Here is a 14970-nt window from a genome sequence, read left to right on the forward strand (position 1 = left end):
GGGAAGAAAGCCGCAGTCTATGCAGGCACCGTGGCGGCGCACATGCTTTTTTCTGGCCAGCCCATAACTTTCGGGCATGGGCGGCGGCGCAGTTCTCATGCCCGCCCAGCGTGGGCGCGGCCTACAGTTCTTTCTCATGGAAAACCCGAACCGCATTCCCCGCCGCGTGGCCGTTCTGGGCGCCGGCATCGTGGGCCTGGCCACGGCCTGGCGCCTGCACCGCGATGGCCACGAGGTCACCGTGATCGACCGTGCCCAGCCCGGCAGCGGCGCCAGCGCGGCCAACGGCGCGCAACTGAGCTACGCCTACGTGCAGCCCCTGGCCGACCCGTCGATCTGGGCCCAGCTGCCCACGCTGCTGCTGGCCAAGGATTCGCCCTTGAGCCTGCGCATCAAGCTAGACCCGGCCCAGTGGGCCTGGGGCCTGCAGTTCCTGGCGGCCTGCCGCGCCTCGGTCTCGCGCGAAACCACCGCGCAGTTGCTGGCCCTGGCGGCCGAGAGCCGAATCGCCTTTGATGCCCTGCGCGCCGACCTGCTGGCCGCTGGCCTGAGCGACGGCCAGTTCAGCGCCACCGGCAAGCTGGTGATGTACAGCACGGCCGAGTCGTTTGCCGCGGCCCGCCAGCAACTGGCGCTGCAACAGGCCCTGGGCACCGAGCAACATGCACTCAGCCCGGCCGACTGCCTGGCGGTGGAGCCGGCCCTGGCCGACAGCCTCAGCCAGTACGCGGGCGGCATTCACACCCCTGGCGAATGCGCGGCCGACGCCGGGCAGGTCTGCCGCTCGCTGCACCGGTGGCTGGCCACGCGCGGCGTGCGATTCGTGCTGGACACGGCCATTGATGGCCTGGTGGTGCGCCAGGGCCAGGTGGCGGCGGTGCAGACGGCCAAGGGTTTCATCGACACCGATGCCGTGGTGCTGGCACTGGGCACCGGCTCGGTGGCGCTGGCCCGCACACTGGGCGTGCGCCTGCCGATCTACCCGCTCAAGGGCTACAGCATCACCCTGCCCGGCCAGGGCACGGGCGCGCCCACGGTGAACGTGACCGACGCCAAGCGCAAGCTGGTGTTCGCCCGCCTGGGCGACCGCCTGCGCGTGGCGGGCATGGCCGAGTTGGTGGGCGAGAACCGCGACATTCCGCCAGGCCGCATCGATCGCCTCATTCAGCAAACGCGCGAGGTGTTCCCGCAGGCCCACATCGGCACCGAGGTGCAGCCCTGGGCCGGCCTGCGCCCGGCCACGCCCACGGCGCGGCCCATCGTGGGCACCCTGCCCCAGGCCCCGGCCAACCTGCTGTTCAACGTGGGCCACGGCGCACTGGGCTTCACCCTGGCCGCCGGCAGCGCCACGCGCCTGAGCGCGCTGCTGCACGGGCGCGGTGCCAGCGATGTCAGCCCAGTTGCTGCAGCGCCTGCTGCATGCAGCGCGTAAAAGCCCGCGAGTGCACCGACTGCGCCCGCGCGCTGGAGCGCAGGGCCTGCACGGGCGTGCTGAGCGCGGGGTCCAGCGGCAGCACGTCCACCTTGTCGGCCTGGGCCGAGGCGGCGGTACAGCCTTCCACCAGGGCCACGCCCACGCCGTGGTGCGCCAGGGCCAGGGCCACGTGGTAGGTCTGCACCGTCATCACGGTGTTGAGCTGGTCTGACACGTCGCGCAGCGCGTGCGCCAGCAGCATACCCAGCGGGTCTTGGCCGTCGATGCCAATCACCGGCAAGGCCGCCAGGTCGGCCAGCTTCAGTGAACCGGCCTGGCGCTGGCGCGGCGTCAGCAGGCCCTTGGGCACCACCGCCACCACCGGCCGTTCGCCCAGGCGCTCTTGGACCAGCGCGGGGTGCGCGCTGGTGGTGAACACATAGCCCACGTCGGCCTCTTGCAGCAGCAGGGCCGAGACGATCTGCGGCGAGTGCAGGCCTTGGTGGTGCACGTGCACCGAGGGGTACTTGGCCCGAAACAGCCGCACCGCGCGCGGCAACACCTCGTAGCTCAAGGCCAGCACGGTCAGCACCCGCAACTCGCCCTGCCGGCGCCCGCCGCGCAGGCTGGCCGAGAGCCGCTGCACCTCATCCAACTGGTTGAACAAGCGCTCCACCAGCGGGTACAGCGTCTGCGCCTCCACCGTGGGCTGCAGCCGCCCGCCCACCCGGTGAAACAAAGCAAACCCCAACTGCAACTCCGCGTGCTGCAAGGTGCGACTCACCGCCGGCTGGGTGACGTTGATCATGCGGGCCGCCGCGCTCACGCTGCCGGTGAGCATGACGGCGTTGAAGACTTCGATGTGACGCAGGCGCATGCGGAATTGTGTCGCGCAAAACCGTCTTGCGCGCGCCGGGTGGCGCGCGCCGTCGAGTAACACCGCGGAACCGGCTCCGCCGGGCCGCAGGGTGTTGCCCCCCGAGGGGGGTGACGCCGAAGGCGGCGCGGGGGGGTTACCGTTTAATCCTGAACCACGCCGCGTACATCGCCGGCAGCGCCAGCAAGGTCAGCACCGTGGCCACGATCAGCCCGCCCATGATGGCCACCGCCATCGGGCCCCAGAACACGCTGCGAGACAGCGGGATCATGGCCAGCACGGCGGCGGCCGCGGTCAGCACGATGGGGCGCATGCGGCGCACGGCGGCCTCGACGATGGCGTCCCAGGCCGGCACGCCGCGCGCGCGGTCTTGCTCAATCTGGTCGATCAGGATCACCGAGTTGCGCTGGATCATGCCCATGAGGGCGATCACGCCCAGCAGCGCCACGAAGCCGAAGGGGCGGTTGAGCAGCAGCAGCGCACCGGCCACACCCGCCAGGCCCAGCGGGCCGGTGAGGAAGACCAGCATGGCGCGGCTGAAGCTCTGCAACTGCAGCATCAGCAGGGTGAACACGATGAACAGCATCAGCGGCACGCCAGCGGCAATCGACGACGAGCCCTTGCTGCTTTCCTCCACCGCGCCCGCCACCTCGATGTGGTAGCCCAGGCGGCCTTCGCTGGCCCAGCGCGCCTGCAAGGTCTGGAGCGCGGGCAACAGCTCGGCCGTGACGGTGGCGCCCTGCATGCCTTCCACCACGTCGCCCTGCACGGTGATGGCGTATTCGCGGTTCTCGCGCCACAGCACACCGGGCTCCCAGCCCAGCACCGGGCGGGCGATCTGCAGCAGCGGCACGGTCTGGCCGCTGGCGGTGGCCAGGTTGGCGTTGGCCAGGTCGGTGATGGCGTCGCGCTCGCTCAGGGGCTGGCGCAGCACGATGTCGATGAGTTCGTCGCCTTCGCGGTACTGGCCGATGTTGGTGCCGCTCAGGATGGTGCGCGCCGCCTCGGCGATGCTCTGGCTGCTCACGCCCAGGGCGCGGGCCTTGGTCTGGTCGATCTCCAGGCGCAACTGCTTGACCGGCTCGTTCCAGTTGTCGTTCACGCCGCGGGTGTTGGGGCTCTGGCGCATCACCTGCTTCACCTCGTCGGCCAGCAGGCGCAGCGTGGCGGGCTCGGGGCCCATCACGCGGAACTGCACCGGGTACGGCACCGGTGGCCCGTTGGGCAGCAGCTTCACGCGCCCACGCACCTCGGGGAACTCGGTGGCCAGCAGTTGCGGCAAGGCCTTGCGCAATTGCTCGCGCTCAGCCAGGGAATGCGGCAGCACGATGAGCTGCGCCACGTTGGTCTGCGGAAAGATCTGGTCCAGCGGCAGGTAGAAGCGCGGCACGCCAGAGCCCACCCAGGTGGTCACGCTCTGCACGCTGGCCTCTTGCGCCAGGCGCTTTTCCACGCGGCGCGTCACCTCGTCCACCGCCAGCACGGGCGTGCCTTCTGGCAGCCACAGGTCCACCAGAATCTCGGGGCGACTGGAGTCAGGGAAAAACTGCTGCTGCACTTTGCCCATGCCCGCCAGGCCCAGCACAAAGGTGAGGATGGTGGCCCCGATGGTGAGCCAGCGGTGCTTAACGCACCAGTCCACCAGCGCGCGGAAGCGGTCGTAGAAGGGGCCGTCGTACACCTCTTGAATGGCGCCGGTGTGCGGCTTCACCTTCAGCAGCTTCACGCCCAGGTAGGGCACAAACATCACCGCCACCAGCCACGACACCACCAGCGCCACCACGGTGACGCCGAAGATGGCGAAGGTGTATTCGCCCGTGCTCGACTTGGCCATGCCGATGGGCAGGAAACCCGCGGCCGTGATGAGCGTGCCGGTGAGCATGGGCATGGCGGTCACGTCCCAGGTGAAGGTGGCGGCGCGCCAGATGTCGTGCCCTTCTTCGAGCTTTCGCACCATCATTTCCACCGCGATGATGGCGTCGTCCACCAGCAGGCCCAGGGCGATGATGAGCGAGCCCAGCGAGACCTTGTGCAGGCCGATGCCCCAGTAATGCATCACCAGGAAGGTGATGGCCAGCACCAGCGGAATGGTGATGAACACCACCATGCCGGGGCGCACGTCCAGGATGTAGCGGCGCAGGCCGGTGCCGCCCGGTCGGCGGTGCAGGCCCAGCGAGAGAAAGCTCACCGCCAGCACGATCACCACCGCCTCGATCAGCACTTTCACGAACTCGTTCACCGAGGTGGCCACCGCGCGCGGCTGGTCTTGCACCTGCACCAGCTTCATGCCGGCCGGCAGGGTGCGCTCGATGTCGGTCACGGCGCCTTGCAAGGCCTTGCCCAGGGCGATGATGTCGCCACCCTTGGCCATGGAAATGCCCAGGGCGATGCTGTCTTGCCCGTCGTGGCGCACCAGCACCTCGGGCGGGTCGATGGTGCCGCGCACCACCTCGGCGATGTCGCCCAGGCGAAGCTGGCGGCCGTTGCCCGCGCGAATGGGCAGCGAGCGCAGCTCTTGCACCGAATGGAACTGGCCGGCCACGCGCACCTGCACCACGTCTTGCGGCGACTGCACCGCGCCGGCCGAGGCCACCGCGTTCTGCTGGCCGAGCTGCTCCAGCACCTGCGGCAGGTTCAGGCCCAGGGTGGCCAGGCGCTGCTGCGAAATCTCGACAAACACCTTCTCGGGCTGCACGCCAAAGAGCTCGACCTTGCTCACGTCGCGCACGCGCAGCAGGCGCTGGCGCACGTCATCAGCGGCCTGCTTCAGTTCAGGCGGCGAGAAGCCCGGGCCTTGCAGGGCGTAGATCACGCCGTACACGTCGCCAAACTCGTCGTTGAAAAACGGCCCCTGCACGCCCGAGGGCAGTTGCGAGCGGATGTCGCCCACCTTCTTGCGCACCGTGTACCAGAGCTGCGGGACCTCGCCCGGGGGCGAATTGTCCTTGAGCTGGAAGATGATCAGCGCCTCGCCGGGCTTGCTGTAGCTGCGAATCTTGTCGGCATAGGGCACCTCTTGCAAGGTGCGCTCAATGCGGTCGGCCACCTGTTCGGCCACCTGCTGCGCCGTGGCGCCAGGCCAGAACACCCGCACCACCATGGCGCGGAAAGTGAACGGTGGGTCTTCGTCCTGCCCGAGCTGGAAGTAGCTGGCCACGCCCAGCACCATCAGCACGATCATGAGGTAGCGCGTGAGGGCCTGGTGGTCCAGCGCCCACTGCGAGAGGTTGAAGCGCGAGATCCAGCCGCCGTCGCCTGTGGAGGGTTGATTGACGCTCATGCCCGCCTCACTTGCCCGAGGCCTGGAAGCGCGTGACCTTCTGCCCCGGCGTGAGCACGTGCCCGCCCGCGGCCACCACCTCTTCGCCCAGCTTCAGGCCCTCGGCGATGACCATGGCGTTGCCGTCCACCGTGGCCACCTTCACCGGGCGCGGCTGCACCGTGCTGGTGGCCGGGTCAAACACCCACACCATGCTGCCCTGGCGGTCGCCTTCGTTGCTGGCCATCACCGCCGCCCCAGGCAGCTTGATGACCGGCGGCATCTTTTCCTGGCCCCACGACAGCGTCACCACCGCCGTGGCGCCCAGTGGCGCGGCCAACCCATCGGGCAGGCCCACCTTCACCTGGTAAGTGCGGGTCACGGGGTCGGCGCTGGCGGCCACTTCGCGCACGGTGCCCGGCACCGGCGCGGCCTGCTCGCCCGCTGCCCACAGGCGCACCTGGGCGCCCTGGCCCGGGCGCAGCAGGGCCACCCGGTCTTCGGGCACGGCAATCACCACATCGCGGGCGCCGTCGCGCGCCACGCGCACCACCGTGGCGCCGGTGGACACCACCTGCCCCACCTCGGCCTCCACGCCCACCACCACGCCCGGGGCGTCGGCCATCAGCCGGGCGTAGGTGGCCTGGTTGCCCTGCACCGCGCTTTGCGCCTGCGCCTGCTTGAGCGTGGCCTCGGCCGCGCGCAAGGTGGCCTGGCGGCGGTCGATCTCGGCCCCGCTCACAAAGCCCTGGGCCTGCAGTTCCTGGTAACGCTTCAGGTCGGCGGCGGCCAGGTCGCGCTGGGTCTGGGCGGCGGCCACGGCGGCTTGCGCGGCCTGGCTGCCCAGGGCCAGGTCGCTCGGGTCCAGGCTGGCCAGCAGCTCGCCAGCGGCCACGCGCTGGCCCAGTTGGGCGGGGCGCTGCACCAGCTTGCCGCCCACGCGGAAGCCCAGGCGCGACTCGATGCGCGCGCGCACCTCGCCCGGCAGCTCGGCGCGGGCGCTCAGGCCCTCTGCGCCCACCGTCAACAGCTTCACCGCCCGCACCGGCTCGGCCGGCGGTTCGGGCCGCGAACAGGCCACCAGGGCCAACGACACACTCAACAGCAAAAACAGCGACGGTGCTTTCATGTGCGACCTCTAAAGGGAGCCAGCCCAGGGCGGCTCAGTTACTGACTGACCGGTTAGTAAGCGCCAAATTGTAGACTAGCCGCCATGCCCCAAACGGCCCATTCCCCCTCTGCCAACACCCGCATGCCCCTGGGCGGCGAGGTGGGCCATTACGAGAATTTTCCGGTGGCATCGGTGCTCTGCCCGCCCCGGCTTCGCCCTGCGGTGGCCGCGCTGTACCACTTCGCCCGCACGGCCGACGACATCGCCGACGAAGGCACTGCCGACGCCCCCCAGCGCCTGGCCGACCTGGCCGCCTACCGCGCCGCGCTGGACGCCGCCCTGGCCGGGCAGCCCACGGCGCGCTGGGCCAACCTCTTCGGCCCGCTGGCCCAGGCGGTGCGGCAACACGCCCTGCCCCCCGCCCTGCTGCACGACCTGATCAGCGCCTTCGAGCAAGACGTGCGCCACACCGCCAGTGGCCACCGCTACGCCGACCACGCCGAGCTGCTGACCTATTGCCGGCTCTCGGCCAACCCGGTGGGCCGCTTGTTGTTGCACCTGTACGGCGTGCACGATGCCCAGGCCCTGCACCAGAGCGACCAGATTTGCAGCGCGCTGCAGCTCATCAACTTCTGGCAAGACATCAGTGTGGACCTGCCGCGCCAGCGCCATTACCTGCCAGCCGATGCACTGGCCACACATGGCCTCACGGTGGAAGACTTCTCGCGCGACGACCCGGCGCTGGACGTGCCGCGCGCCGCTTTGGTGCGCGAGCTGTGCGGGCAAGCCCGCGAGCTGATGCTGGCCGGCGCGCCGCTGGTGCGCCAGGTGCCCGGGCGCGCTGGCTGGGAACTGCGCCTGGTGGTGCACGGCGGGCTGCGGGTGCTGGAGCGCATCGCGGCCATGGGCCACCGCAGCTGGCAACAGCGCGTCAAGCTGAGCCCGGCCGACGCGCCGCGCCTGCTGTGGCGCGCCTGGCGGCAGCCGGTGCCCACGAGCCGGGTCCACTGAATCGGGCCGGGTTCTTACACTCGGGCCATGCCGGTCCATTACGCGCGCTTTCTCGTCGGTCGCCACCGCACCATCACCGCCAATCGCCAACTGGGCTGGACGCTCGCCTTCGTGGCCGGCGCCTTGAACGCCGGGGGGTTTCTGGCGGTGCAGACCTACACCTCGCACGTCACGGGCAGGCTGTCGTCGCTGGCCGACGAGCTGGCGCTGGGCCACCTGAACCTGGTGGTGGACGCGATCGTGGGCGTGGCGGCCTTCGTGCTGGGCGCCATGGCCTGCGCCCTCCTGGTGAACTTCGCGCGGCGGCGCCACCTGAGCAGCACCTACGCCTTGCCGCTGATGCTGGAAGCCGCGCTGATCCTGGTGTTCGGCCTCATGGGCGCGCGGCTGTCGCAGGTGGAAGGCGTGCTGCTGCTGCCGGCCACGGTGGTGTTGCTGTGCTTCGTGATGGGCCTGCAGAACGCGGTGGTCACCAAGCTGTCGGGCGCGGTGATCCGCACCACCCACATGACCGGCGTGGTGACCGACCTGGGCATCGAACTGGGCAAGCTCGTCTACTGGAACCGCACCCAGCGCGACACACCGCCCGTGCGCGCCAACCGCCAGCGCTTCGTGGTGCTGGGTGGCCTGCTGGCGTCTTTCACGGCGGGTGCCATCGCGGGGGCGTTTGGCTTTCAGAAGCTGGGCTACGTGTCCAGCGTGCCGCTGGCGCTGATGCTGGCGGCCCTGGCCGCCGTGCCGCTGGCAGACGACTGGCGGCGCCGGCCCTGGCGCCAGCGCGGCTAGGCCTCAGCGCTCACCCACCCTTGGCCGCCAGCTTCACGATGGCGGTCTGGTCTTCGGCTTCCCAACCCGCGTCGGCGGCGGCCTGCAGGGCCTGGGCCACCAAGGCCGCATGCGGCGTGGCCACCCCACTGGCCTGGGCGGCGGCCAAGGCCAGCGCCAGGTCTTTCTGGGCTTGGGCCACGCTGAACACGGGCGAGAAATCGTGCCCGCGCAGGGCCGGCAGGCGCGCTTGCACCAGGGGCGAGGCCACGGTGCTGCTGGCCAGCACGTCGCACATGTCTTCCCAAGCGAGGCCGCCCGTCTGCCCCAACGCCAGGCCCTCGGCCAGCATGGCCAGGGTGTGGGCCTGCATCAGGCCCAGCACCAGCTTCATCCAGCGCGCCTGCTCGGCATCGCCCAGGTAGAAGGCATTGGGCCCCCAGGCGCGCAGCAGGGGCCGCGCCCGCTCGAAGGCGCTCTGCGGGCCGGAGGCCAGCACCGTCAGGCGCCCGGCGTCGGCCATGGCGCGGGTGCCCGAAAGCGCGCAGCGCAGGTAGGGCAACCGGGCCTGGGCCAGGCGCTCGGCCACCGCGGCCGACCCCTCGGGCGAGACCGTGCTGGTGTCCAGCATCAGGGTGCCGGGGCTGGCCTGCCGGGCCAGGTTCCACGACACGGCGCGCAGGGCCGCGTCGTCGCTGAGGCAGGTGACCACCGCCTGCGATTCGGGCAAGGCCTCGGTGGTGTCGGCCGCCCGCAAACCGGCCTGAGCCGCGAGGTTCTGGCGCGCGGCGCTGGTGTCTGACACGGTGACCTCATGGCCCTGCGCCGCCAGGTGACGGGCCAGGGGCAGGCCGAGGTGGCCAAGGCCGATCAGGTGCACGTTCATGGAGGGCTCCCGGTGGTGGGCGGTGTGGGGCAAATACCCCGGGGACCATCGTAGGCGGTCCGGCGACGCGTCGCCAGCGCGGCGTGGCGCGGGCGCATCGCGCTCGCGTGCGGCCCCGCGTGCGCGCGAGGCTGCGGGCACAATGCCGCCGTTTTGGGCGCCCACCCCGGGCGCCACGTTCAACGCCTGAGGACCCAACCCATGCCCCAACTTCACACCGTTCGCGAGGGCCAAGGCCCCGCCGTCGTGCTCAGCCACGCGCTGGGCTGTGACCTGTCCATGTGGGACGGCGTGGCCGCCGCGCTGCGCGAGCGCTTCACCGTGGTGCGCTACGACCACCGTGGCCACGGCCGCTCGCCCATCGTGCCGGGCGCTTTCTCCATGGACGACATGGCCGACGACGCGGCCGAGCTGATCGCCGGCCTGAACCTGGGCCCGGTGCACTTTGTGGGCCTGTCGATGGGCGGCATGACCGCCCAGGCCCTGGCCGCGCGCCACCCGGCGGCCGTGCGCAGCCTGGTGATCGCCAACTCGGCCCAGCAGTACGACGAGGCCGCCCGCGCCGGCTGGCAGTTGCGCGTGGACACGGTGCGCGGCCAGGGCATGGCCGCCATTGCCGACGGCGCCATGGCGCGCTGGTTCACGCCCGAGTTCCGCGCCGACGCGCAGGGCGCAGCACTGGTGGCGCAGCAGCGCGCCGTGCTGCTGGCCAACGACCCCGAGGCCTACGTGCAGGCCTGCCTGGCGGTGGGCGCGATCGACCTGGCCGCTGGCAATGCGCGCATCAACCGCCCCACGCTGGTGATCGGTGGCACGCGCGACGACGCCACGCCCATGGCCATGTCCGAAGCCATGGCCGCCACCATTCCGGGCGCCCGCCTGCGCCACCTGGCGGCCTCGCACCTGAGCGCCATCGAGCAACCCCAGGCCTTCGCGGCCCTGCTCACCGAGTTCTGGGCGGGCCTGCCGGCTTGAGGCTGGCCGCGGCGCGCTGCGTGGTGGGGCGCAGCAGCGCCGCGAATTCGCGCGCGGCCGCGCTGCGCGACGAACCCCGGCGCCACAGCACGCCGGCGTGGCGCACGATCACCGGCGCCTTCAGCGCCAGCGCCACCAGGTCGGGCGCCTGGGCCGCCGCCCGCTCGGGCGCGATGGTGGCCAACTCGCTCCAGCGGCACACGCCGATGAGCGCCTCCACCGATTCCATCTCCACCCGCACCAGGGGCTTCACACCGGCCTGCGCGAAGTGGTCATCGATCAGGCGGCGCGTGGCGAAGCTGCGCGGCAACAGGGCCAGCGGCAGCTCGGCCAACTGGCGCAGTTCCACCGAGCGGCGCTTGGCCCAGGGGTGGGCGGGGCTGAGCACCAGCAGCAGGCGCTCGTCGAACAGGTGCTCGGTGTCGATGTCTTCGTGGCGCGCGGGGTGGAAGGCGATGCCCAGGTCCAGCTCGCCGCTGAGCACCTGCTCTTCGATCGGGCCGGCGCGCAGGTCGCGCACCTCCACCGTGACGCCCGGGTAGGCCTGGCTGAAGGCGGCCACCGTGGCCGGCACCAGGGTGTTGAGGAAGGTGGGGAACACGCCCACCGTAAGCCGCCCACTTTGCAGGCCGTTCAGCTCAGACAGGGCCATGCGCCCGGCCTCCAGCTCTTTGAGGGCGCGCAGCGCGTGGTCACGAAAGGCCAGCCCGGCCTGCGAGAGCTTCAGGCCTCGGCCCACGCGGTCAAACAGGCTCACGCCCAGCTCTTGCTCCAGTTGGCGCAGGCCGTGCGAGAGCGTGGACTGGGTGACAAAGAGGTTGCGCGCCGACAGGGTGAGGTGCTCGGTGTGGGCGATGTCGAGGAAGTAACGCAGTTGGCGCATCTCCATGGCGGGCTCCGGTGGGTGGGCAAGACTGTTCGATGGTATCGAATGGTATGTGCCGAATAAATCATTGGAAACGGTATTCGCTTGTCATTAACCTGCCCAGGCTTTGTGATTCAACCCCACCGCGCCCCCATGACTGGCCCTCTCCTCATCGAACGCATCGAGGCCCGCATCCTCGACATCCCCACCATCCGGCCGCACAAGCTGTCGTTCGGCGCCATCAGCCGCCAGAGCCCGGTGATCGTGCAGCTCTGGCTGGCCAACGGGGCCACCGGCTTCGGCGAGGCCGCCACCATCGGCGGCCCTTCGTGGAACGAAGAATCGCCCGAGAGCATTCAGCACGCGATCGAGGCCTACCTGGCCCCGGCCCTGATCGGCCAGGACGGCCGCCGCATTGAAGCGGCCCTGGCCCGCATGGACGCCTGGTGCAAGGGCAACGCCTTCGCCAAGAGCGCGGTGGAAATGGCCCTGATCGACGCCGTGGCGCGCACCCTGGGCGTGCCGGCCTGGCAGCTGCTGGGCGGCAAGCGCCATGAGAGCCTGCCCCTGGCCTGGACGCTGGCCAGCGGCCACATCGAGCGCGACATTGAAGAAGCCCACCTGCGCCTGGAGCAAAAGCGCCACCGCATCTTCAAGATGAAGATCGGCGCGCGCCGCCCGGCCGATGACGTGGCCCACGTGAGCGAGATCGCCCGCAGCCTGCAAGGCAAGGCGACGCTCACGGTGGACGTGAACCAGGCCTGGGACGGCAACACCGCGCGCCGCTTCCTGCCCCAAATGATCGACGCCGGCGTCACGCTGATCGAACAGCCCGTGGCCAAGTGGAACGTGGAGGCGCTCAAGACCCTGACCGCCACCCTGGGCGACCGCGCCAGCATCATGGCGGATGAAACCGTGTGCACCCCGCAAGACGCCATGCGCCTGGCGCGCGAGCAGGCCAGCCACGTGTTCTCGCTGAAGGTGGCCAAGCATGGCGGCCTGCTGCGCACCCGCGCCGTGGCCGCGGTGGCCGAGGCCGCCGACATCGGCTGGTACGGCGGCACCATGCTGGAGACCTCGCTGGGCAGCGCCGCCTCGGCCCACGTGTTCGCCACCCTGGGCGCCCAGCACCACGGCTGCGAGCTGTTCGGCCCGCAACTGCTGGTGGACGACATCGTCACCGAGCGCATGGCCATTGCCGACTTTGAACTGCAACTGCCCGACGGCCCGGGCTTCGGCGTGGAGATTGACCTGGCGCAGCTCGAGCGCTTTGACCGCCGCCGCGCCGGCCTGCAAGCCACCCACATCGACCTGGGCCAGGCCACCGCCAAGGCCTGACCCCTCCTCTACCGAAAGGACCGACATGCTCTACCTCGTTCGCATGGACGTGAACATCCCCAACGACATGCCCGCCGAGCAGGCCAACGAGATCAAGGCCCGCGAGAAGGCCTACGCGCAAGACCTGCAGCGCGACGGCCGCTGGCGCCACTTGTGGCGCGTGGTGGGCGAATACGCCAACTACAGCGTGTTCGACGTGGCCTCCAACGACGAGCTGCACACCCTGCTGTCGCAGCTGCCGCTGTTCCCCTACATGAAGATCTCGGTCACGCCGCTGGCCCAGCACCCCTCGGCCATCGCCTGACGGCCGCCTTGCCTTTTTCCCGCTCCCGGAGACAACCCCCATGACCTCGCGCCGCCACCTGCTCGCCGCCCTCGTTGCCACCACCGCCGCCACCGGCGCCTTTGCTCCCTTCGCCGCGCAAGCCCAGTCCACCGACTGGCCCACCAAGCCGGTGCGCTGGGTGGTGCCCTTCCCGCCCGGTGGCGCCATGGACGCCATCGCCCGCATCCTGGGCGAGAAGGCCGGCAAGACCCTGGGCCAGAGCTTCGTGATCGAGAACAAGCCCGGCGCGGGCGGCAACATCGGCGCCGACCTGGTGGCCAAGGCCCCGGCCGATGGCCACACCATCATGATCACGTCGATCGGCATGGCCACCAACAAGCCGCTGTACGGCAAGCTCAGCTACGACCCGGTGAAAGACTTCGCCCCGGTGAGCCTGCTGGCCGTGGTGCCCAACGTGCTGGTCACCAACCAGACCCAGCCCAACGTGAAGAGCGTGGCCGACGTGATCGCCGCCGCCCGCAAGGAACCCGGCAAGCTGGCCTACGCCTCGGCCGGCAACGGCACATCCATTCACCTGGCGGGCGAGATGTTCACCTCGCTGGCCAAGGTGGAAATGCTGCACGTGCCCTACAAGGGCAGCGGCCCGGCCGTGAGCGACCTGCTGGGCGGCCAGGTGAACTACATGTTCGACAGCATCACCTCGGCCAAGCCGCACCTGCAGTCGGGCAAGCTGCGTGCCCTGGCCGTGACCACCGCCAAGCGCTCCAAGGCCCTGCCCAACGTGCCCACCATGGCCGAGGCCGGCGTGGCCGGCTACGACGTGTCGCCCTGGTTCGCCGTGTTCGCCCCGGCCGGCACGCCCAAGGCGGTGGTGGCCAAGATCAACAAGGCCCTGCTCGATGCCATGAAGCAGCCCGACGTGATCGAGCGCCTGGACGCCATCGGCGCCGAGCCCGTGGGCTCCACCCCCGAGGAAATGGCCGCCCACCTGGCGCGCGAAACCGCCATGTGGACCAAGCTCATCACCGAGCGCGGCATCAAGCTCGACTGACCCCTCCCGCCACCCCAGAACGAGGAGATACCCCATGGCCGAATACACCCAACAACAGCTGCTGGACCTGGTGAACACCGTGCAGGTGGCCCCGGGCAATGCCCGCGTGCGCGCCCTCACCCAGCGCATCGTGAGCGACCTGTTCAAGACCATCGACGAGATGGACGTGAGCGCCGACGAGTTCTGGTCCGCCGTCGACTGGCTCAGCCGCCTGGGCGCCAGTGGCCAGACCGGCCTGATCACCGCCGGCCTGGGCTTTGACCGCCTGCTCGACATCCGCGCCGACGAGGCCGACCAGAAGGCCGGCCGCGTGGGCGGCACGCCGCGCGCCATCGAAGGCCCGCTGTTCGTGGCCGGCGCCCCCACCGCCAAAGCCGAGGTGCGCGTGGACGAAGGCGAGCCCAAGGGCGAGGTGTTCGTGATGGAAGGCCAGGTGCTGGACCTGGCCGGCCAGCCCGTGCCCCACGCCATGGTGGACGTGTGGCACGCCAACGAACAGGGCGGCTACTCGCACTTCTTCCCTGGCATGAAGCCCTACGAACTGCGCCGCCGCATCGAGACCGACGCGCAAGGCCAGTACCGCTTCCGCACCGCCCTGCCCCCGGGCTATTCCATTCCGCCCAACAGCCCCACGTCTGAGCTGTTCGAGGCCCTGGGCCGCCACGGCCACCGCCCCGCGCACATCCACTTCCTGGTGGTGGCCCCGGGCAAGCGCACGCTGACCACGCAGGTGAACATCCCTGGCGACACCTACATCGACGACGATTTCGCCTTCGCCACCCGCGACGGCCTGGTGGTGGAACTCGAGCGCGACGTGGCGCCCGCTGGCTACGAATCGCTTGGCATCACCCAGCCATTCGTTCGCTCGCGATTCAATTTCGTGCTACAGAACGCAGTGACCGAAGACGAGGCCCTGCCCCTGACCCGCATGGAGCGCGTCAAGGCCTGAGGCCCTGCCCCTTTGGCCGGCTCGCGCTGCGGCCGGCCCCTCACGCAGCCGCCCCGAGCGGCTGCGCTTCTTGGAGATGGCTCATGATCGACAAAATTGCGCCCTCGGTATCGGCCGCCCTGGCCGGGCTGCAAGACGGCGCCACCGTGCTCATCGGCGGCTTCGGCACCGCGGGCATTCCCA

At 70.3% G+C, this 14970-nt stretch carries 14 protein-coding genes; 9 read left to right on the forward strand and 5 right to left on the reverse strand.

What is annotated here, in order from left to right:
• Positions 1–136 precede the first annotated feature (136 nt).
• Positions 137–1432, forward strand: coding sequence for a D-amino acid dehydrogenase (locus ACE3RQ_RS09060; RefSeq protein ID WP_374521642.1), 1296 nt, complete (start codon positions 137–139; stop codon positions 1430–1432).
• Here ACE3RQ_RS09060 and ACE3RQ_RS09065 read toward each other — a convergent pair.
• From ACE3RQ_RS09065 to ACE3RQ_RS09075, 3 genes are all read right to left on the reverse strand, one after another.
• Positions 1392–2291, reverse strand: a complete 900-nt coding sequence (locus tag ACE3RQ_RS09065; RefSeq protein WP_374521643.1) for a LysR family transcriptional regulator — start codon at positions 2289–2291, stop codon at positions 1392–1394. The two genes, ACE3RQ_RS09060 and ACE3RQ_RS09065, sit on opposite strands and share 41 nt — an antisense overlap.
• A 136-nt stretch (positions 2292–2427) precedes the next feature.
• Complete coding sequence (locus tag ACE3RQ_RS09070; RefSeq protein ID WP_374521644.1) at positions 2428–5571, reverse strand: efflux RND transporter permease subunit; 3144 nt, start codon at positions 5569–5571, stop codon at positions 2428–2430.
• A 7-nt stretch (positions 5572–5578) separates the two neighbouring features.
• Entirely contained in the window at positions 5579–6679 is a 1101-nt protein-coding gene (locus ACE3RQ_RS09075) for an efflux RND transporter periplasmic adaptor subunit (protein ID WP_374521645.1), read from the reverse strand.
• A gap of 84 nt (positions 6680–6763) precedes the next feature.
• On the opposite strand from ACE3RQ_RS09075, the gene hpnC reads away from it, so the two are divergent.
• Positions 6764–7672 (forward strand): squalene synthase HpnC, encoded by a 909-nt coding sequence (gene hpnC / locus ACE3RQ_RS09080; RefSeq protein WP_374521646.1) that lies wholly within the window; start codon positions 6764–6766, stop codon positions 7670–7672.
• Positions 7673–7699: 27 nt separating this feature from the next.
• On the forward strand, positions 7700–8458 hold the full coding sequence (locus tag ACE3RQ_RS09085; RefSeq protein WP_374521647.1) for a YoaK family protein: 759 nt from the start codon (positions 7700–7702) through the stop codon (positions 8456–8458).
• 10 nt (positions 8459–8468) lie between these two features.
• Here ACE3RQ_RS09085 and ACE3RQ_RS09090 read toward each other — a convergent pair whose 3' ends face one another.
• Positions 8469–9323, reverse strand: coding sequence for an NAD(P)-dependent oxidoreductase (locus ACE3RQ_RS09090; RefSeq protein WP_374521648.1), 855 nt, complete (start codon positions 9321–9323; stop codon positions 8469–8471).
• A gap of 201 nt (positions 9324–9524) precedes the next feature.
• On the opposite strand from ACE3RQ_RS09090, the gene ACE3RQ_RS09095 reads away from it, so the two are divergent.
• Positions 9525–10298: an alpha/beta fold hydrolase gene (locus tag ACE3RQ_RS09095; protein ID WP_374521649.1), complete on the forward strand. Its 774-nt coding sequence runs from the start codon at positions 9525–9527 to the stop codon at positions 10296–10298.
• Here ACE3RQ_RS09095 and cynR read toward each other — a convergent pair.
• Positions 10267–11187, reverse strand: coding sequence for a transcriptional regulator CynR (gene cynR, locus ACE3RQ_RS09100; RefSeq protein WP_374521650.1), 921 nt, complete (start codon positions 11185–11187; stop codon positions 10267–10269). The genes ACE3RQ_RS09095 and cynR overlap by 32 nt on opposite strands.
• 129 nt (positions 11188–11316) lie before the next feature.
• Here cynR and ACE3RQ_RS09105 point away from each other — a divergent pair, with 129 nt between their 5' ends.
• The 5 genes from ACE3RQ_RS09105 to ACE3RQ_RS09125 form a co-directional block, all read left to right on the forward strand.
• A complete protein-coding gene (locus ACE3RQ_RS09105; protein WP_374521651.1) occupies positions 11317–12501 on the forward strand; it encodes a muconate cycloisomerase family protein in 1185 nt (394 codons plus the stop codon).
• A gap of 25 nt (positions 12502–12526) precedes the next feature.
• Complete coding sequence (catC, locus tag ACE3RQ_RS09110) at positions 12527–12805, forward strand: muconolactone Delta-isomerase (RefSeq protein ID WP_374521652.1); 279 nt, start codon at positions 12527–12529, stop codon at positions 12803–12805.
• A 40-nt stretch (positions 12806–12845) separates the two neighbouring features.
• Entirely contained in the window at positions 12846–13838 is a 993-nt protein-coding gene (locus ACE3RQ_RS09115) for a tripartite tricarboxylate transporter substrate binding protein (protein WP_374521653.1), read from the forward strand.
• Positions 13839–13872: 34 nt separating this feature from the next.
• Positions 13873–14787 (forward strand): dioxygenase, encoded by a 915-nt coding sequence (locus ACE3RQ_RS09120; protein ID WP_374521654.1) that lies wholly within the window; start codon positions 13873–13875, stop codon positions 14785–14787.
• An 83-nt stretch (positions 14788–14870) separates the two neighbouring features.
• A partial coding sequence (locus tag ACE3RQ_RS09125; RefSeq protein WP_374521659.1) for a CoA-transferase occupies positions 14871–14970 on the forward strand: 100 nt, incomplete at its 3' end.

The organism is Hydrogenophaga sp. (genome assembly GCF_041913525.1).
GTDB lineage: Bacteria > Pseudomonadota > Gammaproteobacteria > Burkholderiales > Burkholderiaceae_C > Hydrogenophaga.